A 22,378-nucleotide genomic window follows, 5' to 3' on the forward strand; every position below is an offset into this window, starting at 1 on the left:
CCCCTACTGGTACGAGAACGTAATGCTTGCCAGCGCGTTCGCCGAGCCGGGGACAAGTTCGCCGGTTCGGATGTATTGCGCCTGGAACGGCAGCGACAGGGTTTGTGCCGCAGTGGTGCTCTGGATAAAGAACTGATTGGTTGTGCCCGCCGCCGAGCTGTCCGGCCCCATCATCAGCGGGCCGGTACCGTTATAGAAAAACTGCACCCCTACGCCGGACGCGGTGGAGTCGCCGGTCAGCGTCACCACCGACGAGGTGTTCGACGGCGTGGTCTGATCGGTCATCACCGCGCTCACCGCGACGTTCGCGTCACAGGTCAGGCTGACGTTAAACGCACCCGAAGGCGATGTACTGCCCACAGTTGTCAACGTGCGGATATCGATCGTACCCAGATCGACGTTCGCGCTTTTGGTGCCCACCGTACAGCCGCTCGCCGTCACGGTGATGGTGGTGGGGTTAATGATGACCTTTGCCGTTTTGACCTCGTTGTTATAGGCGGTCACCACCGCAGCGTCGAGGGAGGGGATCTGGTAAACCCCTGACTTCAGTGCTGTCGCGGTCTTAATAAAGGTCACCTTGGCAGACCAGCCTAAACTGGTCGCATAACCATTGGTGCCCTCTGCAGGATAGCTTTGGGTAATACCGCTTTGCAGGGGTATCCAGGCCGAGCCGTTAAAATCTTTTAGCCCGATGATATACCCCACCCCCGGCACGCCGGTTTCAAAAATGGTGTAGTTCACCCCGTCGACGGTGACCGTTGTGCCGCTGGAGATCGCGCTGCTGCTCGGCTCCAGCGTGCCTTTGGAGCAGGTAAAGACCCAGCCGCACCAGAACACTTCCTGTACGCTGACGGAGGCGCTCCAGGTGGAGCCGATAATGCTCCCCGGCACCACCGAATCTGCCGGGCCGCTGTAGGTCATCGGCTGCGGGGAGAGGGTGATATCTGATTTCCATTCCATCGCCTGTGCGCTGGCGCAGAGCAGTAATCCGCTAATAAACAAGAATAAACGCATCATTGATACTCCGTGGTCCAGGTGGCAAAGGCGGAGACGTCTCCGGCATTCACCGGCGCGCCCGTGGCGGCCAGCCGAGCGTAGAAGGTCATCTCTACGCTGTCATCGCCCGGCGTGCCCCGGGCAGTGGTTTGCGTGTCGAGGGGGATCAGCCCGCCGTCTTTATCGAGGATCTGCACCGCCACGCCGGTGGCGCCGCCGTCGGCAATTTTCACCAGCTGCGGGTTGTCGTTATCCGGCGTGCCGCTGAAGCGGATTTTGACCCCGGCAAAGGTTGGCCCGCACGCTTCAAGCCTGATCGTGAAGGGCGTTTTGATATTGCTGACCGCGCCTGCACGGGGGAATTGTTTAATCCCGATGGTACCCAGCGGAACGTCCTGCTCTTTAGAGTCCGCCGCAACAACGCAGGTGTTGCCGATCAAATTCCCGGTGACGGAAACCAGCACGTCATAGCCGCGAACCGGGAGCGTGAAGATCAGCAAAGCGATGCTGAACGTCCGAAGCGTTATTGACATACCACCTCCTGTGAATAGAGCCCGGTGCGGGCGTTATAGCTCTGCTTGTTCAACGCGTAGTTAATGGTGCAGCGCTGGTCGCTGTTGCGCCCCCATACGGCACTCAACGTGCCCTGCTCGGTTAACCCCGACAGATACAGGCTGCCGCCGTCGCCGACGATGCCGCTGGTTTTGTCATCGTTCAGTGAGACCAGCGTGCCGAAGGGCAGCACGTCGTTGCCGCGGCGCACGACAAACATCGCTTTTTTCCCCTGGCGCGTGACAAGGGTGGCGCGAACCAGCGCGCCGTCGGTCGGCGTTTTGTTGACGATGGCATTCTCCAGCTCCACGTCATTACCTGCGGTTGTGACATCCAGCGCGACCTGGTTCACGCGGTACGGCGTGGCGTAGGGGATCACCGCGTAGCCCCGGCTGTCGGTTTTGATACCCTTGTGGTTAAGCACGGCAACGTCGCTGGCGCCCGGGGCTTTCACCAGAATGTTGGTGTTGCCGAGCGGCTGGCTCAGCGTCAGACCATCTTCATGCAGCACCGCACCGCCGCTCATCCCGTAGCTGAGGTTGCGGGAATCGCGGGTGTAGCTGTAGCCCAGGTTGTAGTCTCCTTTTGCGCCTTCGTATTGCAGCGTGGCGTCGCCGCCGTAGTGCTGCTGCGCGCTATAGCGCTGGTTGACGCTGTAAAACAGGTTCTCCTGGCCCGGCAGATAACCGCTCACGCCGGTACTGGCCGTAGTGCCGGTTGAATCCGCATGGGTGGTGGTAAAGCGGGCGCGGGTCGACAGCGCCGGGTTGCCCAGCGGCACCGAAAGTGACATCGCCAGCACGTTATCTTTTTTGTCGTCATACAGGCTGGCGCTGCGCTGAACGCTGACGCCAAGCGACACGTTACGAAACGTGGCATTCCACGCGAACTGCAAACTTTGCGTGGTTTTCGACGTGTTCCAGTAGGTTTGCTGATCCCACGACAGCGACAGCGAACCGTATTGCCCCATCGGCTGTGACAGCAGCAGCTGGTTTTTGGCCTTACGCGACATGCGCAGGTTATATACCGTGTCGTAGTGGGTGGTGACGGTGCCATCGTCTTCCACAATCTGCTTTGGGGATCCGCCCGCCATGCCCTTGTACGTGGTATCGCTCAGGGTATAAAACCCTTTCGTTGAGTAGCGCAGCGAGAAAAAATTAACCCGCGTGCCGATATCATTCAGCAGCTTGCTGTAACGCAGGCGCACGGAATCGCCGGTGTAGTGCTGGTCGTCCGCCAGCTGGCTGCGGGCGTGGGTCAGGTCGATGGAATACGCGCCAAAGCGCCCCAGGTTCTGCCCAATCCCGAAGGCCAGACCGTTATAGCGATCGGCAAACTGCGCCCCACCGTAAAACGTCAGGCCATAACGCCAGCCGTAGAACAGCTCGCCTTGCGCGAAAGAGGGCGCATCCTGATGGCCCATCGGACGATATTTTCCTGCCCCCAGGGCATATTTCAGCTGTCCGTTACGCACCAGGTTTGGCACGCTGGCATACGGAAGCGTGTACTGCGTCTGGCTGCCGTCGTTCTCCTGGATCGTGACCGCGAGATCGCCCCCGGAAGAGGTCGGGTAGAGATCTTTCAGCACAAACGCCCCCGGCGGCACTGAGGTTTGATAAATGATGTTGCCGTTCTGGCGAACCGTCACCGTGGCGTTGCTGCGGGCGATGCCGCGCACTTCCGGCGCATAGCCGCTCAGGCTGGCAGGCAGCATATTGTCATCGGTTTTCAGGGCAATGCCGCGCAGGCCCACGGCGTCGAACACCTGGGCGGAGGTATACGTTTCCCCGGCGTAAACCTGCGCGTTCAGGGCGGGAATATCCCGCTGCAGCCAGGTCTGCACGTGGGTGAGTTCGTTAGTATCTTTGGTCCACGTGGTGAAATCACGCAGCCGCCACGCGCCGAGATTGATGCCGCTGTTCAGGCTCGCAAACAGCTGCTGGTCGCGCGTGCGCGTCTCGCCCTGATAGTCATTGTTCGAGCCGTTTACCACATAGTTCAGCCACGCGGCAGGAATGCCCGCTTCCCAGCTTTCCGGGCTGACATACCCGCGCGGCAAATTGCGCATCGCGCTCTGCGGTACGGTGAAGCTGAGGGAGAGCGTCTGCTGGTCAAAATCAAACCGGGTATCGGCAAACGCCTCCGTCAGAAAAATGCAGCGCTGCGCGAGCGGCAGTGCGCCGCCTTTCGCCTGCTGGCTGTCGATGCCCAGCGCCGCGATCTGTTCAGGCGTGAGGCATGGCAGGGCTTCCCCTGTATTTTCAGCGGTGCGGAACGTGACATTGCCGGTGAACGCATAGTTGTTATTGATATACACGTTGAGGTTGTGATCGCCCGGCGGCAATGCGCTCCCGGCGTTGACCCAGGCGAGATCGGCGCTGTTGGCGCTCTCACCGTTGAGGAACGCAGGGTTAAATTGCAACGCGCTTTCAGCCGCCATGGCCTGCCGAATTACCAGGGAGATCACCGTGGCACACAGGATTTTTCTTTTCACGTGGTCACGCCTCACAGTCGGGATTATTGGGACAATGCCGCGCGTGTCGCGGGCGTCCATGCGCCGTAATCGTTAATGGTCTGGTAGCTCACGCTGCTGGCGTGGCTGAAGGTTTCGCCCAGCGTTACGCTGGATTTCGGCGGCACCATCACCGGCTGTACCGGCATGCCATCAATTTTTAGGTTGATGGTGGTGAGGTAGTACGGCGTTGGGTTGCTGAGCGTGACCTTTCCGCCGCGATAGGCTCCGGTCAGGCTTTTCCAGGCGTCACCTGCGCCTTGCCCAAGGCTCTCCGGGCGATAAAACACCTTGATGCGGTTTGCCGAAGCAAACTGCAGCGAATTGCCGGAACCGCTTTTGGTCTGCTGTGGAATGGCTTTCACCGTCATCCAGTAGAGCGTTTCGCGATCCTCTGGCAGGGCTTTACCGTTAAACATGATTTTCACCGCGCTTTCGCTGGCCGGTTTCATGACGAACAGTGGCGGCGTAATAACGAAGTCGTTGGTTTTTTGCCCTTTTTCGTTTTCCATCCATGACTGGATCAGGAACGTGGCGTCGGGATGCGTGTTCCTGACCTGCAGCATGGACTGGTTGGTAGTGCTGGAGTAAACCATTCGCGTGGCGCCCAGCCCTACGCCGCCTGCATATGCGGCGGATGAACATAATGAAATAGCCAGACAGATCCCTGCTTTTGCGCGCATGGTGCGTCTCCTTAAAGCTGAGTCAGGCCCGGCCAGCGAACCGGGCCTGAAAATTACGAGTAGGTAACGGTGTAGGTTGCAACCGCGCTGGCATCACCCGCCGTGGCGTTGCCCTGCGGTGAGTAATATTTCGCGCTGAAGTTCAGGGTGTTGGCCCCCGCACGCAGAGGAATGGCGGCGGCAGGTTCACCCAGCTTCACCACTTTGCCCTGCTCGTCGTACAGGCGAATCGCAACGTGCTGCGCCGAGTTAGCGCCGCCGTTTGCGCCAACGGCCAGGCTGTTGGCATCGGCCGCATCCGGCGTACCGGTGAAGGTCACGGCCACGGTGGTGGCGGCAATCGGGTTGTCTTCCGTTGAGGCGGAGGTATCGGCGATTTCGCAATCTTCCAGGGTGATGGAGAAGGCTTTCGCGGTGCTGGCTTCACTGCCTGCCGCGGCCAGCGTGGCGGTACGCACTTCGCCCATGTCGACATCAATGTTGGCGCTGCCAGCACTGATGGCGCAGGCCGAGGTCACCACCTTGCCGCTGAAGTTCACCGTGCCGCCGCTGGTGGTTGCAGCGAACGCCGACCCTGCTGGCAGTACTGCCGCAACGGCGACGGCAAGCAGTGTTTTCGTTTTAAATTGAGCTTTCATTGTCCTGATTCCATGTTGTCGTTATGTCGGGTTGTGCTCTTGGTCGACAGATCTAACTGGTTAAAAAGACCAGCAAATCTGTCTTATTTCTGAGCCCAAGTTTTCTTATCGCTGAGCTTTTTAACGCGCTGACGCGGCGGTAAGAAAGCTGCTCTGTTTCGGCGATATAACGCATATCCAGACCTTTTCGCAGATCCTTCAATACTCGCCATTCGCCCGGCGTCAGCGATAACGCCGTGGGTTTCTTTTTTGGGCGATATCGGCTATCGACCATTTTTAATAAGCTGGCTCGCCAGTGATAAAGTGGCTCCTGCAGCGAGATATAGGCATCTATATCGCCGCGTATCCACAGCCAGGAATTGGCTGGCGCGGAATACATACAAATAAGGACGTCAGGCTGGCGGGATTTGATGTTTTTTATATATTTCAGGCAATCAAATCCCGCGTGATACTTTTCCGTGCCGGATAAAAAAATGACATCAACGGGGGTGGTTAAACACACGGTTTCCATTAATGAATAATCATCGCTTGATGCTATTATCTGTATTTCAGGAACCATGTTTTTTAATACCGCGGCGATCCCCTGACGTGAAAAGTGATCGCCTCCCAACAGTGCGGTTGTTAAATGACGTTTATTTCCGGTTTTATTCGCCATGTTATTCCCTCGATTTATAATTGTAATGAGGCTCGCCCGTCTGGCAGAACGATGCCTGTATTTTCGAAGCAATTAAGCATTGCACGGTATGGAGCCACTATACGGATAGTGCGAAACAGGTAATCTGAATTAATCTTAATTTGTATTAAGTTGAGCTAAACGGATTTCTTCATTATCTCCCTGCCGTACCGGCTGCCTCATATTTGCCTGTAATTAATCATACCGACACTTTTTAATGAAAAGTTGGCTTTACTAAATGTTTTGTAAGGAAATTGTCTGGTGGTGTCAGGTATTCGGCCTTGTTACTTACTTCTGCTAACAATTTCAGGGTGAAACTGTTAATTATGCCAGGGCTTTTCGACGAGTTTGGGATGACTGAAATTGCCTACAGGCCGCGTCTTGTCTGGTTTCCTCGGAAAAAGTGAATAAAGGTCTCTGAATAATTCAGACACGGATGGCCGAAGCGTTCAATTCGCCGTTTTGTCGAGTTTTGTCAGTGTCAAGTCTGCGTGGAGAAAGGTAGCATGAGGCATTTTCAGGTGCTTTGCCAGATCTCATATGGCCAAAAAGGCGGTTAAGAGAACTTCAGATAAGCGGTTAAGAAAAAATAAAAATAAGATTTTTCGCCAGGCGCCAGGATATACAGACGCGGGTTTATCGGTCACATTAATCCTTAAACCGGCGTTTACAGGAGGTATTTAACGAGTCTTATGCATAAGTATTATATCATTAATGGCATCGTCGAGTTTCATCCTGCGGCCAGCACATTACGCGACCTCAATAATCCTGAACAGGTGGTGGTATTAAACTCGCCTGCCGGACGTTGTTTGCTGTTATTGATTGAAAGAGCCGGGAGTATTGTCACTCAACAGGAGTGTATGGACATTGTCTGGCAACGTCGGGGAATGATGGTGTCGCCGAATACCTATTACCAGAATATCTCTATTCTGCGTAAGGGGCTGAAAAAAGCCGGGTTTGAAACCGATCCAATCGTCACGATCCCCCGTATTGGCCTGACGCTGGCAAGCGATACGCAAATTACGATTAAAGAGGCGCAGTTGCCCTTGGCAGAGCCAGAAGCACCGGTCCAGACCGTTCAGGAAGAGGATGGCGTGCCGCAGCCCGTGGCTCCTGTCACTCCCGTTGCTCCGGTTGCGAAACGTCGCTTCTGGCTGGTGGGCGCACTGCTGGCGCTGCTGTTAATCGTTAGCGTGAGCGTCATCAGCTATAGTCGGCCACATGACAGCTATTTTGTGGACGGTTACCGCTTCACGACAATGATGGGAGAGTGTCGGCTCTATTTTGCCCGCGATATCGAGACGCCGCAGGACAGGGAAAAAGCGCTGGCCTATGCTGCGCCATTTAAAGATGAATGCAGCAGCTATCCCTGGATCTATATCAGTGGATATAGCCTGTTGCCGCGTGCTTCGGTGATCCGCTGCGACCGGGCAATGACGGAACCAAACCGTTGTATGTCAGATTACTTTATTCAGGATCATTAATATGGCTCGTTACCGTCAAACGCTGTTAACGCTCTGTTTGTGCCTGCTGGTGGGGGCGTTAGCCGCTGGCTATTATCTGTGGCAGCGTTATTACATTCATCCTTTTGCCTGTCAGGTGAACTTTATTCAGCACCATCCTGAAGAGACACTGACCCTGTGGCTAAATTATACGGTGGACGGTAACAACGGTACGCTCAGCATGAACGGTCGGGTGAAGAGCGATCCGGGTAAGACCTTTAATCGTAAAATATTCTTTCAGGTAGAGCGCAAAGATAATGTCTATTACATGCGATCTGTCCGCAATATCAAATTCCCCGATGATGACGTGAGCGACAGCTGGCTGGAGCAGTACGAACCGTTATTTTTCATCTACCCCAACGAGAGTATTTATATGCGAATTAAGAAACAGCAGAATGATAATTATTTATTCATTCTGGGGACGTTACCGACCTATGTGTGCCACCCCTCAAAAACGGAGGGCTGAACGGGAAAAGCGTTGCTGTTTTGTGGTCATCATTTATACTTTATTGAACCGCTAAGAAATATCTTAGAGTAATATAAGAGCAACACAATATGTTGCGATAATGTAATTAATATTTTTTGGCAAGGTAATGAAAACTTTAATTGATGACTCATGCAGGCGTGGTTCTGCACGAAATAAACCCCTGCATATCGGTTTATTTCTGTGGCCCCATTTTTCGTTATTAGCCTTATCGGGGTTAATGGAGGCGTTGCGTACGGCGTCCTGTGTACAAAAAACCAGACAGAAAATCGCGTTCAAACTCAGTCTGATAAGCACCCGGGCGGAATTGCCCATCACCAGCAACGCCGGTATTAGCGTGCAGCCTGAAGCCGCGCATCTTACTCCGGGGGAATACGACTATATTGCCGTGATTGGCGGAAGCCTGGAGGATCTGGATAAGGGGCTCCAGGACGACCGGGCATTTCTTGCAGAGGCGCATCACAACGCCATTCCGCTGATCGGTATTGGCACCGGGAGCTTTATCCTGGCGGAAGAGGGGATCCTCAATGAACGGCGCGCCTCGATCCATCCTTATCATCATGACGTCTTCACGCAACGGTTTCCGCAGGTTTATGCCGAGCAGGGGCTGGATTTTATCGATGAAGGCGATGTGCTGACCTGCCCGGGCGGGATCTCGACGCTGACGCTAACCACGGCCCTGATCCGCGCCCATGCGGGCGACGATATTGCCGCTACCACGTCACGGCGTTTATCGCTCTCACCGCACGCCGTTACTACCCCACGGCCTGCCAATATTGCGCTGATCCCGGACTCGCGGCTGCGCAGAGCGGTCATGATCATCGAACAGTACCTGACACGCCCGCTTAGCGCCGCCGGGCTGGCCCAGGACGTCAAGCTGAGCGAGCGTCAGCTTAATCGCCTGTTTCACGCTGAGTTTGGTAAAACGGCACGTGAATTTATCCGCAGCGCCAGACTGCGCTATGCCTGCTGGCTGTTGAAGAACTCGCAGCAAAGCGTCACGGACATTGCGCGGCGGATGGGCTTTAGCGACTGCGCCCATTTTATTCGTCATTTCCAGCTTGAGTACGGCTGTACGCCTGGGGTATGGCGCACGTCGCAGAGCTAATGTCCCGATTTCGTGCTTTCTTCGTAGGGTATTACTGGTTTGCCTGGATACACTTCCGTTAAAAGCCCAACGGGGGGACGATGACATGAACTGGCAGCCTTTTCGCGGCAGCGCACCGGGAAATATGACCATTTTCAGCGCCTCATTTCCTGATGTCAGCGACCAGTGGCCGATGAAAGACGAGACTGCCCGGGAGATCAACGCGCTTAACCGGGCCCTGAAAGCCGACCCGGCGCTTCGCCCTCCGCTGATTGAATACGAAGAGGGCGGGCAGGCGGTGCTTGTCCCGCAGAACCGTTACTCCGAACAGGCTTTTCGCAACCGGCCTGCGCTTCTCGCGTGGCGCGTCCGGCTGGTTCCCACTGCGCTGGCGCTGTTTGTGGTGCAAAATCCGCTGGAGGACCGCCTCCCCGAAGGCACGAAAATGGACAGCGACAGCCGCCAGTGGTTTATTCACGCTAACGACGCCATCGGCGTGCGCTCCCGCGCAAAAGTGCTGGCTGCGCTGGTAGAGAAGTACATCCATAACGAGAGTGAGAACAACTGGGTGAGCCTGGCCAGCGGGGCGGCCATTCCCGTGCTTGAGGCGCTGCGCAACGCAAAGCTCGACGGTCAGGAGGTGTACCTGACGCTGGTAGATAAAGACCCCGTCGCGCTGAGCTGGGCCGAGACCATGGCCGCGCAGGAGGGGCTGGTTGTGGGCGAACAGCTGACGCTGCTCAGGCGCAACCTGCTGCATACGCTGGTGCGTAACCACGATTTACTGCTGGAGCTGGGCGAGCATCAGGCCGAACTGGTCGACGCGCTGGGTATATTTGAGTACTTCAACGATACCGATGCGGTGACTTTCCTGCAGCGCGCGCTGCGGCTGGTGAAGCCCGGCGGGGCGGTGATTGTGTCGAATATGCTGACCAGCAGCCCGCAGATCGACTTTGTGCTGCGCGGTATTGGCTGGGAGGACATTCACCCCAGGTCGTTGCAGCAGTTGCAGGATATCCACCTCGCGGCGGGCGTGCCGGTGGAGAATGTCACCGTGGTGGTGCCAAAGGATGGGGTGTACGCGGTGATGGAGGTGAAGGTTTAGCGCGATCGGTTCTCTCTTCCTGTGGGTTGAGGGATCCCCATAAAATAATGCCTGCACGGAGGACCCCCTCTCCCTTGAGGGAGAGGGTTGGGGTGAGGGGGAACATATGGGTGTAGAGGTCATTCCGTTCACTTTATGTTCCTTGCTACTCTGTAACGGCATGACTTGTGAACGTGCCAGGGCGGCTCAATCGCCGCCGCCCTGGCGACCCGGGCTCCCGGCGGTAAATCGCCGCTTCGCGGTGCCCTCGGCTTATTCCTTCCGGCTTATCGGGGACGGGCGGATGTAACGTCCATGTAAAGCCACCCTCTCGGCGCATCCCTGCGCCTCGCCCCGGCCTGCAGGAAACGCCTCAGCGATTTACAGCCGGACCAGGGCGTCGCTGTAAGTCATTCATTTTCCTGAAACAACATTCATCGCTTTCGGTAAAAAATTACTGGGGATTCCTCAGCCCTGTGGGAGAGGGTGAGGGGGAGCAGCACGCACAGCGTGACTTGCATTAGTTCGGTTTTCCAAACATGATCCCCTCATGAAAATAGAAACCGCACATCCCTCACACTTCGAACGCCTGGTCGCAATCTGGGAATCCTCCGTTCTCGCTACCCATCACTTTTTACAGGAAAGCGATATCGCGGCTCTGCGCCCGCTATTGCTCAACGCGTATCTGCCAAACCTCACCGTCGTGATGGCCCGCGATGATGCAGGTGTTATCCACGGCTTTTTAGGCGTGGATGAAAACCGCATTGAAATGCTGTTTGTTGATCATGCGAGCCGGGGAAAGGGCGTGGGGAAATTACTGCTGCACTATGCCATCGCAGAGTTTGGCGTAAACGAAGTGGATGTGAATGAGCAAAACCCGCAGGGCGTCGCGTTTTATCGCCATATGGGGTTTGTGCAGGTCGGCCGCTCAGAGGTTGATGGGCAGGGGAATCCGTTTCCGTTGCTGCATATGCGGTTGAATAGGGATTAGCGCTTAGCCTGCTTATCCCATTTTAATAAGCCGATAATATCTTTCTCTCCCTCGGCTTCTTTCAGCAGGCGCTGCTTCTTTTCATACTCAATGTATTCTGAACACGCCTTTTCATCCGCCGCTTTTTTGCTGATTTTGCCTGCGCCTTCTAAAACGTCCCGGTCGTTAAATTGCAGGAACTGATCGAGTTTGGTTTGCCAGTCTCGTAAAAATACCTGCTTGCGGCGTTTGGCCTGATCTTCAGCAAAGTCGAGCCACATATTAACGACACGATTTAGTTCGCTGACTTCATCCTGAGACAGATAATTTTTTGCTGTGGTGACATCGCTTTTACGGACTTCTTCGCCTTTATAGCTGGTCAGCCCCATATACGGTTGCGTGGCGTCCGCACGCTGGTGAATCAACTCAGCGGCGGTAAGGCCGGTGCAGGCAAAATGCAATTTATTCTGGATGGTCTGGAAGAATTGCGTGGTTTCTTTGAGTGACGGCTGATAGTCAGCGGCTAATGCAAAAATCTCCCTCACACGGAGATAAACCCGGCGTTCGCTGGCCCGTATATCGCGAATGCGTTCCAGCATTTCATCGAAATAGTCAGGTACGGCGGATGATCCCACAGGCGGGTTTTTCAGGCGCTCGTCGTCCATAACGAAGCCTTTTACCAGATATTCCTGCAGCGTTTGGGTGGCCCACTGGCGGAACTGTGTTCCTCGCGTGGAGCGGACGCGATAGCCGATGGCGAGAATGACGGGCAGGCTAAAATATTGAACGTTATATACTTTACCATCGCTGGCAGTTGTTCGGTAAAACCGAACAACTGAATTTTCGACCAGCTCACCCTCATCAAAAATATTCTTGATATGCCCACTGATCGTTGCTTTGGCTTTGCCGTATAACTCACAGATCGTAGCCTGTGAGAGCCACAAAGTATCGCTTTCGAAGCGGCATTCAATGCGAACTTTTCCATCCTTGCTGGCAAACATGACGAACTCACCGGCTGGTGAATTGATTAATTCTTCATATGTCATGCTGCCCCCACCCTATAAGGTTGATGTCGGTAAGTTCGTAGTATGCCAGAAACAGCCGCTAAGCCAGGTGGTTTGTATTTGTTTTTGCGAGGCGCTTTCCAGCACGCGGAGTTTGGATGGCTGTAAGCGCGTTCTTTATCTCAATAAGCTTTGCTTTCGTCCGTTTATAATCATCCTGCAACCTCTGCTCCTGCTCGTTATACGCCACCAGAACGATGCATCCTTTCATGACTTTTATCGTGACTTGCTGCCCAGTATCAAAACCCGCCGCGCGCAGCCACTTGCCGGAAAGGATGATTTTCGGCGTGGATTTGTCGAAAACATTCGGCCGATATCCCACAATTAACGAACGCTCGGTTCCGGATTGGTCGGTGTCTGGGGTAGAATGCGAATCAGCCATAATCAACTCCTTGATAGTTGGTGAGGTTAGACGCCCTTTAGTGCTCCAACACTGTTGGGCGTTGTCAGAATTCCAAATCCATGTGGTAGGTACCACATGCAGATAAATTAACCGAAGTGGTACCTACCATGCAAGAGAAAAAGAAACCAAATTTTGACCGCACAAAGAGCACGATGAAGAACATTCGCTTTGAGGATGAGCTTTTGGAGCAAATTGAGAAGGCTGCGGGGAAAGGGAATTTTAGTAAGTGGGTGAAGGAGGCTTGCATTCAAAAGTTGAATATAAATCAAAAATAATATCTTTATACTTTTCGTGACTTTATTTAGAATAATATAACTTACAGTAAGAGAACAAATGATTTCAATAGATAATATTATAAGCCTTGCGAAGCCATGGGCTTTAAAAATAATAGAGGAAAAATTCATTCCTTTTGTTTATAATAAGGGATATTCTTTTTATCTAAAAGAGCGGGATTTAGTAAAGATTAAACTCTTAATGTCAGAATATCTGGCAAAAATTAAAGGGCAATGTTCAACAATTAATTCTTTAGCATTTCCCAATATTTTAAAAAAAATTAATGATATTTATGAACCACTTACATTATGTTCTTTAGATGCGGGGGAGACCCTTAATGAGAGGATTGTTGATGGGAGTTTATTACTTGAAAAATATAAACATGCTTTAATTATCGACAATGCAGGAATGGGGAAATCAACTCTTTTAAAAAAAATAGTTATTGATACGATTGAATATTCAGAATATATCCCCGTTTATATTGAACTTAGATCTTTAGACGATAAACCTATTGATGAGCATATTAAAATTATGTTCGGAATAGAAAATATGGATTCTAATGATTTATTGAAAAGCTTCCCATTTGCATTCTTTTTTGATGGTGTTGATGAAATCCAGTATGATAAAAAGAATGCAATCATCAAAAGATTGAAAAAGTTTTCCGAGGATTTTATTGGCTCTAATATAATAATAACGTCGAGACCCGATCAAAGCCTTCTTGAGTTAAATACTTATTCCAGATTTAAAATAAAACCTCTGGAATTGAGTCAATCTTACAATCTTTTGAAGTTATATGATGCAAATTCTTATAGTATTGGGAATAATTTAGCCCTTTCAAAAAAATTAATTTCAGAGATTGAACTAATGCGCAATAAAGATAGCATTAGTATTTTAGAATTTTTAACCACACCGCTTTATGTGTCTTTATTATTTTGTTCTTATAAGTTCAAACCGGTAATACCACGGCGAAAAGATCTTTTTTATAGCCAAGTATTTGAAGCTCTTTTTGAAACGCATGATTTAAGCAAAGAAACAGGTTATGTTAGAAAAAAACAATCTGGTTTGGATATTACTGAGTTTTACATATTGCTCAGAAGATTAGCCTTCTGGTGTTTAAAAAATAATGGAAGGCTTGAGTTTACTCGTAGTGAATTTGAAATGGTGATGTTGGAAATATCATCAAATCTAAAAGGGATTACATTCAAACCGTCTTCATTTATTAATGATTTGATTTATGCTGTGCCTATTTTTGTAAAAGAAGGAGCTTTGTTTAGATGGGCTCATAAATCTCTTATGGAGTATTTCTGCGCAGAGTTTATTTGCATAGAGGTTAAAGAAAAAAGAGAGGATTTATTACTTAAGCTATATGAAAGTAATAGTGCAGTGAAGTATAAAAATATATTGGAGCTTTGTTCTGATATAGATTATTCTACTTTTAGAAGATCAGTGTTGCGGAAATGCTTGGAGGATTATCTTTCCTATTATAGAGATTTTTTTGAAAACGCAAATATTAATGACATTGATAAAGAAATATGGAGTAGTGTTACATATTTTTCTGACGTGGAAGTGATGATTACGTCATATGGTAACACAAGTTTAAGTGATTTTTCTTTAATTTGCGAAGATAAAGCATTAGTAAGTAATTTCGAAAATAAGTTTATTGGTTTTAGAGATTATATAACACACATAACATATCCAATATCATTAAAAAATACCGTTATGGAAATATTGAGGTGGAGACACAATGAGTATTTTTATAAAGAAAAAGATTTTTATAAAAGATCAGATGTCGAAACTATTTCAATCCCTGAAAATGTTCCAGTTTTTTGTAGGAATGGAAAGGTAGTTAATTATGACGATGATGTTATTCCGGAATTAATTAGTATATTTCTCCAGTTCAGGCATACGCTAACTATACCGATAATTCGTCATTTATCTGCAGAAAGGGTGCTGGAAGACATTTACTCTGACAAATCAAACGGGGTTGATGCATTACTCCTAGGCTTTTAAAACAACTAATTTTTGGCGGAAGATCACAGGAGTCGAACCTGCCCGGGAACGCTGGCGTCCCCAACTGGATTTGAAGTCCAGCCACCTCACCGGAGATGACGATCTTCCGCGCCTGCATTGCTACATGGAGGCGGGGCGCATTATAGCTACTTTCAGACATTTACCACATACCCCGACACACTTTTTTCACCTCTCTTTTGACCTGAACACCCCCATTTCAGTTAATTCTTAAGAAAATCCTCAGGTTAGCATTTCGTGCTCCGCGACATTTACCCCGATCACAAAAAACAAGAAACGTAATTTGCTAACCAGAAAACGCAATACTCGCTCCTGAAACAATGGTTTAAAACCTCTGTAACCGGTCTCAGTGCCCGTATCGCCACACGGCAGGCATCTGGCGGCCAGCAAAGGATTACAGAACCAGGAGGACGAAAGTATGAAAATCAGTGATGGAAACTGGCTTATTCAACCTGGCCTGACCGTGACGTATCCGGTCCAGGTGTTCGATGTGGAGCAGCAGGGCAATGACCTGGTGGTGTATGTGGCACCGCGTGACGTCCGGGAACGCGCGTGGCAGCTCGATACGTTGATGTTCACCGTCCGGCTCTTCGCACCGCAGGAAGGGATTGTCGGGGTGCGCATCGAGCACTTCCAGGGGGCGCAGGACAAAGGCCCGCACTATCCGCTCAACGTGCTGAAGGACGTAAGGGTCGAGACGGTAAATAACGCCGAATACGCCGAGCTGAAAAGCGGTAATCTCAGCGTGCGCGTCACCAAAGGCGAATTCTGGGCGCTCGATTTTCTGCGTAACGGCCAGCGGATCACCGGCAGTGAACTGAAAAACAACGGCTACGTGCAGGACAGCCACACGAATCGCAACTATCTGTTCGAACGTCTGGATCTGGGCGTCGGGGAAACAGTTTATGGCCTCGGTGAGCGCTTTACCGCCCTGGTGCGCAACGGTCAGCAGGTCGATACCTGGAACCGCGACGGCGGCACCAGCACCGAGCAGTCCTACAAAAATATTCCGTTCTATCTCACCAACCGCGGCTACGGCGTGCTGGTCAACCATCCGGAAAATGTGTCGTTTGAAATCGGCTCGGAGAAGGTCTCCAAAGTACAGTTCAGCGTCGAGGGCGAATATCTGGAGTATTTTGTGATCGACGGCCCGACGCCAAAAGCGGTCCTGGACCGCTACACGCAGTTCACCGGTCGTCCGGCGCTGCCACCGGCGTGGTCCTTCGGCCTGTGGCTCACCACCTCGTTTACCACTAACTACGACGAAGCAACGGTGAACAGCTTCATCGACGGCATGGCCGAACGCGACCTGCCGCTGCACGTCTTCCATTTTGACTGCTTCTGGATGAAGGCCTTCCAGTGGTGTGATTTTGAGTGGGACCCGGTGACTTTCCCGGATCCAGAAGGGATGATCCGCCGCCTGAAAGATAAGGGGCTGAAGGTCTGCGTGTGGATCAACCCGTACATCGGCCAGAAATCGCCGGTGTTTAACGAGCTGAAAGAGAAGGGCTATCTGCTGAAGCGCCCGGATGGCAGCGTGTGGCAGTGGGATAAATGGCAGCCCGGGCTGGCGATTTACGACTTCACTAATCCGGACGCGTGCCGGTGGTACGCCGACAAGCTGAAGGGCCTGGTGGAGATTGGCGTGGACTGCTTCAAAACCGATTTCGGCGAGCGTATCCCGACGGATGTGCAGTGGTTTGACGGTTCCGATCCGCAGAAGATGCACAACCATTACGCCTTCATCTATAACGCGCTGGTGTGGAACGTGCTGAAAGAGACGGTAGGCGAGGAGGAGGCGGTGCTGTTTGCGCGCTCGGCGTCCGTCGGCGCACAGCAGTTCCCGGTGCACTGGGGCGGCGACTGCTATGCCAACTATGAATCAATGGCGGAAAGCCTGCGCGGCGGCCTGTCGATTGGTCTGTCCGGCTTCGGGTTCTGGAGCCACGATATCGGCGGGTTCGAAAACACCGCCCCGGCGCACGTCTACAAACGCTGGTGCGCGTTCGGGCTGTTCTCCAGCCACAGCCGCCTGCATGGCAGCAAATCCTACCGGGTGCCGTGGGCGTACGATGATGAGTCCTGTGACGTGGTGCGCCACTTTACGCAGATGAAATGCCAGCTGATGCCGTACCTCTATCGTCAGGCGGCGCTGGCACGGGAGTGCGGCACGCCGATGCTGCGGGCGATGATGCTGGAGTTCCCGGACGATCCGGCATGTGACTATCTCGACCGTCAGTACATGCTGGGGGATGCCTTGATGGTGGCGCCGGTGTTCTCCGAGGCGGGTGAGGTGCAGTTTTACCTGCCGGAAGGTCGCTGGACGCACTTGTGGCACAACGATGAGGTTCAGGGCTGTCGCTGGCATAAGCAGCAGCACGATTTCATGAGCCTGCCGGTTTATGTGCGCGACAACACCTTGCTGGCGCTCGGTAACAACAAGCACAAACCGGACTACGCCTGGAATGAGGGCACGGCCTTCCAGCTGTTTAACCTGGATGAGGGCGCAACGGCAGTGAGCGAGGTGCCTGCGGCTGACGGTTCGGTGGTATTTACGCTGAAGGCGTCACGCAAGGGCGACACTGTGACCCTTACCGGCGCGGGTGAAGCGCGGAACTGGTCGGTATGCTTGCGCAACGTGCAGAAGGTGAGTGGTGTGAAAGGTGGCTCATACGCGGGAAGCGAGTGGGGCGTGGTGGTGAACGCGGAGGGGGATGAGGTGGTGGTTCACCTTTAATTCCCCTCACCCCAAAGGGGCGAGGGAATGGTTTACTCCCTCTCCCTTTCAGGGAGAGGGCTGGGGTGAGGGTGGTGTTGAAACTACACCACCCGTCATGGTCTGCTGAACCTGCTGTTTATCCATATTTACCGCGCTCAGCTTGCCATTTACCGTTGGCTTCAGCGGGGCATTCGCCTGCACACTCCCGCTGGCAGTCAGCTGAATATTGCCGTCGCCGCTCACCGGCAGCGCGGGCCAGCCCCACTGCTGCAGGATGTTGAGCGGCACGCCGCGCCCGTTCAGGCTCACCGTGGTCTGTCGTTGCGCAAGCTGAGAAACCGTCGCGGTGGCTTCCAGAATGCCTTTCTCGGTAAAGGCGCTCAGATCGGTGATATTGACCGTGGCGGCGTTAGCGTTCAGCGCCAGCGACGGGCGTCGCACGTCCACGCGGTTAAAGGTGGCTGCTGCGCCGTTTAGCGTGGCGCTGCCGCCCCATACGCCCCATTTGTGGTCCTGCGCCAGCTGCAGGTTAGCCCCATAACCATCAAGAGAGGTGATCTGCCACGGGAACGCGGGATCAATGTCGATCACCAGGTTGCGGCTCAGGCCGAATTTCTTCAGCGTCACGCTGTTCAGCCATTCCGGCAGCGGATCCATCCACAGCGTTTTCCAGTTCTGCGGCAGGGTGTACTCCAGCCCGGCGACGGCGACATCGTCCAGTACCAGCGCTTTACCGTCGCGCAGCCAGTTGCCGGAGGTGCGCACCATGCCCCCTTCCCAGCGGGAGGTGAACTGGCGCAGCGCCACGCCCTGCGGAGAGAATTCCGCATTCAGGATCGGGTCGAACAGATGCAGCGAGCCGTAAATAAATTCGCTGGCATTCATGGATAAACGCCCGTCCTGGCTCTGCCAGTCTCCTTTGCTCAGCGTCAGGTTGCGCAGGCTGAGATCCAGATCGGTTACGGCCCAGTCTGGCCCCTGCAGGCGCGCATCGGTGACTTCCAGGCGGCCAATCTGCAAGGAGGGGATGGTATTGAGCGGCGCGAAGAAATCCAGCAGCGATTTATCGCTCTGCAGGCGGATCTCGTTCAGGCGCATGGTGTCGATGACCCAGCTTCCGTCGGCGTTGCGCAGGGCGGAGCCGGTAAGCGAGCCGCGCGCCATATCGGCACCGATGGTGTTCAGCACCACCTCCTTGCCGTTCAGCTGGCCCTGGATCAGCACGTTAGTGGCCGGTACCCCGTTCAGGGTGAGCGAACCCGCGCTCATCTGGATCTGCGCATTTTTGCCCAGCACGTTACCCGCTTCTGGCTGCCACGGGCTGACACCGCCCGTCACTTTTTGCGCGCTTAAATCCCACTCCGTGTTGGGGCTGTTGAAGGCCATTTTGTTTAGCTGCAGACGGTCTGCCTGGAAGGGCATCGGCGCGGTCTGCGGAGAGAGGTTCAGCGTGCCATCGACCAGGGTGATGGTGTCCATATGCAGCGGATCGGTGAGCTGTCGGCTGCCAAGACCAATATCGACTTTTTTAGCCACCAGCGTGGCGGGCTGACCGTCGCGGCCAAAGGTGACGTTTTCCAGAAGGATGTGGGAAGGCGACGAAAAGCGGTGGTCCATCAGGTCGAAACTGAGTTCGTAATCGGTGTTCACCGTTACCCAACTGCTGACCTGTGACGCACCCCAGCGGGTCTGAAGCAGAAAATAGAGTGCCAGCAGCACAAGGAGCAGGGCTACCAGAAGATAGACGAGCAGCTTTCCAATAAATTTCATGGTCTTCCTTCCCGCGAAACGTACATAAAGGAGTTATGCACGATTTACGCGCAATGCTCAAGGCGGGAATGGTGTAAAGAGATGTCACGGCAGGCATTGACAGCCTGCCGTGAGGACAATCAGTTTTTCTCTGGCGGGAAAACGAGGTTCAGCACGATAGCGGTGATACCGCCAGCGGCGATGCCGGAAGAGAGCAGGTTTTTCACCCAGTCCGGGGCAAACTGCAGGATCAGCGGCTGCTGAGAAACGCCCAGACCCACGGCCAGCGACAGGGCAATAATCATGATCGCGCGGCGGTTCAGTGGCTCGCGGGAGACGATTCGCACGCCTGAGGCCGCGATAGTACCGAACATCACCAGCGTTGCTCCGCCCAGAACCGGCTCAGGGATGTGCTGCACAAAGCCACTCACGGCCGGGAACAGGCCAAGGACAATCAGCATCAGCGCCACCACAAACCCGACATAACGGCTGGCCACGCCGGTCAGCTGGATCACGCCGTTGTTCTGCCCGAAGCAGGAGTTCGGGAATGTATTAAACACGGCAGAGACAAAGGAGTTCAGACCGTTTGCCAGCACGCCGCCTTTCAGACGCTTCATGTACAGCGGGCCGGACACCGGCTGCTCCGAGACATCGGAGGTGGCGGTGATATCGCCGATGGTCTCCAGGGAGGTGATCATAAAGACCAGCATCAGCGGCAGCAGCAGACCCCAGTCAATGCCCAGGCCGTAGTACAGTGGCGTTGGAACGGTGATCAGCGCGCTGTTGGTCGGCGCGGTGTTTTCCGGCAACATGCCCAGCGCCCACGCCAGCAGGTAACCGGCCGCCATGGCGATCACCAGCGAGGCCACGCGCAGGTACGGGTTACGCTGACGGTTGAGCAGAATAATGATGGCCAGCACCACGCCAGCCAGCAGCAGGTTTTTTGGTGCGCCAAAGGTGTGATCGCTCATTGCGGCATAGCCCCCACCGATGGAGGTCAGCCCCACCTGAATCAGCGACAGACCGATAATCATCACCACCACGCCCGAGACCAGCGGGGTGATGACGCGGCGAGCCAGATGCAGAACACGGGAGATCACCATCTCCGTGCAGCTGGCCAGCATCAGCGTGCCGAACAGCGCCGCCATCATGGTCGGGACATCCGCCCCGCCGGTTTTTAACGCCGTACCGCCCATGATCAGCGGTGCCACAAAGTTAAAACTGGTACCCTGAATCGACAGCAAGCCAGACCCCACCGGACCCCAGGCTTTAATTTGAATAATTGAGGCTACGCCGGAGGCGAAGAGGGACATGCTGATGATGTGCTGCGTATCCTGAGCCGGTAAACCCAGCGCCTGACAGATCAACAGCGCCGGGGTGATCACCGCAACAAACATGGCCAGAAGATGCTGGCAGGCAGCGAAGAGCGTCTGCGGAAGCGGTGGGCGGTCTTCAAGACGGTAAATCAGTTCGCTATTTTGCTTCTGCGCAATCGGTTGCGCATCAGGAGACTCTATGCTGTTAACGGACATCGACGATAATCCCACGGTGGAAAAGCGGGCATTTTATCTGACCACCTGGTAAAAGCAAACGATTGCCAGCAAAAAAAAGAGAGAAAATCTGCCGGTATGAGCAGGTTTTCTACAACGTGGAGGAAAAAAAAATTACACTTTTCGCGCCGGTAGCTCATGACGAGCATAAGCCGGCCCAGGATAACGCCGCGTGTGTATGGAACACGCGCATAACAGGAGCCTCTTATGATTCATCTCGATACGTTGTCGACCCTTGTTGCCGCAACGCTGGTTCTTCTGCTTGGTCGCAAGCTGGTACACAGTGTTTCCTTTCTGAAAAAGTACACCATTCCTGAACCTGTTGCCGGTGGGTTGCTGGTGGCGCTGGCCCTGCTGGTGTTGAAAAAAAGCATGGGCTGGGAAATCGATTTCGATATGTCCCTCAAAGATCCGCTGATGCTGGCCTTCTTTGCCACTATCGGCCTGAACGCCAACCTGGCGAGCCTGCGCTCGGGCGGTAAGGTGCTGGGCGTGTTTCTGATTGTCGTGGTTGGTCTGCTGCTGATGCAAAACGCCATCGGCATCGGTATGGCGTCTCTGCTGGGGCTGGATCCGCTGATGGGTCTGCTGGCTGGCTCCATCACTCTGTCCGGCGGGCACGGTACCGGGGCGGCGTGGAGTAAGCTGTTTATCGAGCGCTATGGCTTTGAAAACGCAACGGAAGTGGCGATGGCCTGCGCGACCTTTGGTCTGGTGCTTGGCGGTCTGATTGGCGGCCCGGTAGCGCGCTACCTGGTGAAGCACTCCACCACGCCGGACGGCAGACCGGACGATGAACTGGTCCCCACCGCGTTCGAAAAGCCGGACGTTGGCCGCACCATCACCTCGCTGGTGATGATTGAAACCATCGCCATGATCGCCATCTGTCTGACGCTGGGTAAAGTGGTTGCGCAATGGCTGGCGGGCACGGCCTTTGAGCTGCCGACCTTTGTTTGTGTGCTGTTTATCGGGGTGATCCTGAGCAATGGTCTGGCCCTGATGGGCTTCTATCGCGTGTTTGAACGTGCGGTCTCGGTGCTGGGTAACGTCTGCCTGTCGCTGTTCCTGGCGATGGCCCTGATGAGCCTTAAGCTGTGGGAGCTGGCGTCGCTGGCGCTGCCGATGGTAGCCATTCTGGCGGTGCAGGCGCTGTTTATGGCGCTCTATGCCATGTTTGTTACCTGGCGCATGATGGGCAAAAACTACGATGCCGCGGTGCTGGCGGCGGGGCACTGTGGGTTTGGTCTGGGTGCCACGCCAACGGCAATCGCCAATATGCAGGCAATCACCGAACGTTTCGGGCCTTCGCACATGGCGTTTCTGGTGGTACCGATGGTTGGGGCATTCTTTATTGATATCGTCAACGCGCTGGTGATCAAGCTGTACCTGATGCTGCCGATGTTCGCCTGAG

General features: G+C 53.8%; 19 protein-coding genes and 1 tRNA gene. 9 read left to right on the forward strand and 11 right to left on the reverse strand.

The window, feature by feature from the left end; all coding sequences use genetic code 11:
• Positions 1–3 precede the first annotated feature (3 nt).
• Genes ACOTX3_RS04060 through ACOTX3_RS04085 form a run of 6 tightly spaced genes read right to left on the reverse strand, consistent with a single transcriptional unit; the run spans position 4 to position 6,036 of the window.
• Entirely contained in the window at positions 4–1,014 is a 1,011-nt protein-coding gene (locus tag ACOTX3_RS04060; RefSeq protein ID WP_058678563.1) for a fimbrial protein, read from the reverse strand.
• Positions 1,014–1,529 (reverse strand): fimbrial protein, encoded by a 516-nt coding sequence (locus ACOTX3_RS04065; RefSeq protein WP_058678558.1) that lies wholly within the window; start codon positions 1,527–1,529, stop codon positions 1,014–1,016. The genes ACOTX3_RS04060 and ACOTX3_RS04065 overlap by 1 nt, the downstream gene beginning before the upstream one ends.
• The gene (locus ACOTX3_RS04070; protein WP_058678557.1) at positions 1,520–4,042 is read right to left on the reverse strand and encodes a fimbria/pilus outer membrane usher protein; all 2,523 of its coding nucleotides are present in this window, start codon (positions 4,040–4,042) and stop codon (positions 1,520–1,522) included. Before ACOTX3_RS04070 ends, ACOTX3_RS04065 begins: the two co-directional genes overlap by 10 nt.
• A gap of 23 nt (positions 4,043–4,065) precedes the next feature.
• The gene (locus ACOTX3_RS04075; protein WP_023621016.1) at positions 4,066–4,743 is read right to left on the reverse strand and encodes a fimbrial biogenesis chaperone; all 678 of its coding nucleotides are present in this window, start codon (positions 4,741–4,743) and stop codon (positions 4,066–4,068) included.
• 53 nt (positions 4,744–4,796) lie between these two features.
• The gene (locus ACOTX3_RS04080; RefSeq protein ID WP_013094864.1) at positions 4,797–5,381 is read right to left on the reverse strand and encodes a fimbrial protein; all 585 of its coding nucleotides are present in this window, start codon (positions 5,379–5,381) and stop codon (positions 4,797–4,799) included.
• A 52-nt stretch (positions 5,382–5,433) separates the two neighbouring features.
• The gene (locus ACOTX3_RS04085; RefSeq protein WP_048972229.1) at positions 5,434–6,036 is read right to left on the reverse strand and encodes a LuxR C-terminal-related transcriptional regulator; all 603 of its coding nucleotides are present in this window, start codon (positions 6,034–6,036) and stop codon (positions 5,434–5,436) included.
• 710 nt (positions 6,037–6,746) lie between these two features.
• Here ACOTX3_RS04085 and ACOTX3_RS04090 point away from each other — a divergent pair.
• The 5 genes from ACOTX3_RS04090 to ACOTX3_RS04110 all read left to right on the forward strand — a co-directional run bounded on the left by ACOTX3_RS04090 (position 6,747) and on the right by ACOTX3_RS04110 (position 11,202).
• A complete protein-coding gene (locus ACOTX3_RS04090) occupies positions 6,747–7,538 on the forward strand; it encodes a winged helix-turn-helix domain-containing protein (RefSeq protein WP_058678556.1) in 792 nt (263 codons plus the stop codon).
• Position 7,539: 1 nt separating this feature from the next.
• Positions 7,540–8,022 (forward strand): hypothetical protein, encoded by a 483-nt coding sequence (locus tag ACOTX3_RS04095; protein ID WP_038982498.1) that lies wholly within the window; start codon positions 7,540–7,542, stop codon positions 8,020–8,022.
• Positions 8,023–8,260: 238 nt separating this feature from the next.
• Positions 8,261–9,148, forward strand: a complete 888-nt coding sequence (locus tag ACOTX3_RS04100) for a GlxA family transcriptional regulator (protein ID WP_058678555.1) — start codon at positions 8,261–8,263, stop codon at positions 9,146–9,148.
• Between the two features lie 85 nt (positions 9,149–9,233).
• The gene (locus tag ACOTX3_RS04105; protein ID WP_127869133.1) at positions 9,234–10,232 is read left to right on the forward strand and encodes a class I SAM-dependent methyltransferase; all 999 of its coding nucleotides are present in this window, start codon (positions 9,234–9,236) and stop codon (positions 10,230–10,232) included.
• A 529-nt stretch (positions 10,233–10,761) separates the two neighbouring features.
• On the forward strand, positions 10,762–11,202 hold the full coding sequence (locus tag ACOTX3_RS04110) for a GNAT family N-acetyltransferase (protein ID WP_127869214.1): 441 nt from the start codon (positions 10,762–10,764) through the stop codon (positions 11,200–11,202).
• On the opposite strand, the gene ACOTX3_RS04115 is transcribed toward ACOTX3_RS04110, so the two are convergent.
• Positions 11,199–12,227: a virulence RhuM family protein gene (locus ACOTX3_RS04115; protein ID WP_058678553.1), complete on the reverse strand. Its 1,029-nt coding sequence runs from the start codon at positions 12,225–12,227 to the stop codon at positions 11,199–11,201. The two genes, ACOTX3_RS04110 and ACOTX3_RS04115, sit on opposite strands and share 4 nt — an antisense overlap.
• Before the next feature lie 58 nt (positions 12,228–12,285).
• Positions 12,286–12,627, reverse strand: a complete 342-nt coding sequence (locus ACOTX3_RS04120) for a SymE family type I addiction module toxin (protein WP_058678552.1) — start codon at positions 12,625–12,627, stop codon at positions 12,286–12,288.
• 128 nt (positions 12,628–12,755) lie between these two features.
• On the opposite strand from ACOTX3_RS04120, the gene ACOTX3_RS04125 reads away from it, so the two are divergent.
• Positions 12,756–12,923 carry a YlcI/YnfO family protein gene (locus ACOTX3_RS04125; protein WP_065186904.1) on the forward strand — a complete coding sequence of 56 codons (168 nt, stop codon included), beginning with the start codon at positions 12,756–12,758 and terminating at the stop codon, positions 12,921–12,923.
• 58 nt (positions 12,924–12,981) lie between these two features.
• Positions 12,982–14,931, forward strand: coding sequence for an NACHT domain-containing protein (locus ACOTX3_RS04130; protein WP_058678551.1), 1,950 nt, complete (start codon positions 12,982–12,984; stop codon positions 14,929–14,931).
• A gap of 13 nt (positions 14,932–14,944) precedes the next feature.
• Here the strand turns inward: ACOTX3_RS04130 and ACOTX3_RS04135 are convergent.
• Positions 14,945–15,039: transfer RNA gene (locus tag ACOTX3_RS04135), tRNA-Sec, on the reverse strand.
• A gap of 328 nt (positions 15,040–15,367) precedes the next feature.
• On the opposite strand from ACOTX3_RS04135, the gene yicI reads away from it, so the two are divergent.
• Positions 15,368–17,686 carry an alpha-xylosidase gene (gene yicI, locus ACOTX3_RS04140; RefSeq protein WP_058678550.1) on the forward strand — a complete coding sequence of 773 codons (2,319 nt, stop codon included), beginning with the start codon at positions 15,368–15,370 and terminating at the stop codon, positions 17,684–17,686.
• 48 nt (positions 17,687–17,734) lie between these two features.
• Here yicI and ACOTX3_RS04145 read toward each other — a convergent pair whose 3' ends face one another.
• A complete protein-coding gene (locus ACOTX3_RS04145) occupies positions 17,735–19,438 on the reverse strand; it encodes an AsmA family protein (protein ID WP_058678549.1) in 1,704 nt (567 codons plus the stop codon).
• A 119-nt stretch (positions 19,439–19,557) separates the two neighbouring features.
• Entirely contained in the window at positions 19,558–20,949 is a 1,392-nt protein-coding gene (xanP, locus tag ACOTX3_RS04150) for a xanthine/proton symporter XanP (protein ID WP_014830139.1), read from the reverse strand.
• A gap of 225 nt (positions 20,950–21,174) precedes the next feature.
• On the opposite strand from xanP, the gene gltS reads away from it, so the two are divergent.
• Complete coding sequence (gltS, locus tag ACOTX3_RS04155; RefSeq protein WP_013094878.1) at positions 21,175–22,377, forward strand: sodium/glutamate symporter; 1,203 nt, start codon at positions 21,175–21,177, stop codon at positions 22,375–22,377.
• Position 22,378: the final 1 nt, after the last annotated feature.

Source organism: Enterobacter cloacae complex sp. IR5384, from assembly GCF_049237265.1.
GTDB lineage: Bacteria > Pseudomonadota > Gammaproteobacteria > Enterobacterales > Enterobacteriaceae > Enterobacter > Enterobacter cloacae.

Bases quoted from the DNA above. Each gene is read 5' to 3' on its own strand.
- ACOTX3_RS04145 (WP_058678549.1), bottom strand. From the start codon at position 19,438: ATGAAATTTATTGGAAAGCTGCTCGTCTATCTTCTGGTAGCCCTGCTC.
- ACOTX3_RS04110 (WP_127869214.1), top strand. From the start codon at position 10,762: ATGAAAATAGAAACCGCACATCCCTCACACTTCGAACGCCTGGTCGCA.
- ACOTX3_RS04090 (WP_058678556.1), top strand. From the start codon at position 6,747: ATGCATAAGTATTATATCATTAATGGCATCGTCGAGTTTCATCCTGCG.
- ACOTX3_RS04100 (WP_058678555.1), top strand. From the start codon at position 8,261: ATGGAGGCGTTGCGTACGGCGTCCTGTGTACAAAAAACCAGACAGAAA.
- ACOTX3_RS04085 (WP_048972229.1), bottom strand. From the start codon at position 6,036: ATGGCGAATAAAACCGGAAATAAACGTCATTTAACAACCGCACTGTTG.
- ACOTX3_RS04075 (WP_023621016.1), bottom strand. From the start codon at position 4,743: ATGCGCGCAAAAGCAGGGATCTGTCTGGCTATTTCATTATGTTCATCC.
- ACOTX3_RS04080 (WP_013094864.1), bottom strand. From the start codon at position 5,381: ATGAAAGCTCAATTTAAAACGAAAACACTGCTTGCCGTCGCCGTTGCG.
- ACOTX3_RS04120 (WP_058678552.1), bottom strand. From the start codon at position 12,627: ATGGCTGATTCGCATTCTACCCCAGACACCGACCAATCCGGAACCGAG.
- xanP (WP_014830139.1), bottom strand. From the start codon at position 20,949: ATGTCCGTTAACAGCATAGAGTCTCCTGATGCGCAACCGATTGCGCAG.
- ACOTX3_RS04105 (WP_127869133.1), top strand. From the start codon at position 9,234: ATGAACTGGCAGCCTTTTCGCGGCAGCGCACCGGGAAATATGACCATT.
- ACOTX3_RS04095 (WP_038982498.1), top strand. From the start codon at position 7,540: ATGGCTCGTTACCGTCAAACGCTGTTAACGCTCTGTTTGTGCCTGCTG.
- ACOTX3_RS04065 (WP_058678558.1), bottom strand. From the start codon at position 1,529: ATGTCAATAACGCTTCGGACGTTCAGCATCGCTTTGCTGATCTTCACG.
- ACOTX3_RS04125 (WP_065186904.1), top strand. From the start codon at position 12,756: ATGCAAGAGAAAAAGAAACCAAATTTTGACCGCACAAAGAGCACGATG.
- ACOTX3_RS04115 (WP_058678553.1), bottom strand. From the start codon at position 12,227: ATGACATATGAAGAATTAATCAATTCACCAGCCGGTGAGTTCGTCATG.
- gltS (WP_013094878.1), top strand. From the start codon at position 21,175: ATGATTCATCTCGATACGTTGTCGACCCTTGTTGCCGCAACGCTGGTT.
- ACOTX3_RS04060 (WP_058678563.1), bottom strand. From the start codon at position 1,014: ATGCGTTTATTCTTGTTTATTAGCGGATTACTGCTCTGCGCCAGCGCA.
- yicI (WP_058678550.1), top strand. From the start codon at position 15,368: ATGAAAATCAGTGATGGAAACTGGCTTATTCAACCTGGCCTGACCGTG.
- ACOTX3_RS04130 (WP_058678551.1), top strand. From the start codon at position 12,982: ATGATTTCAATAGATAATATTATAAGCCTTGCGAAGCCATGGGCTTTA.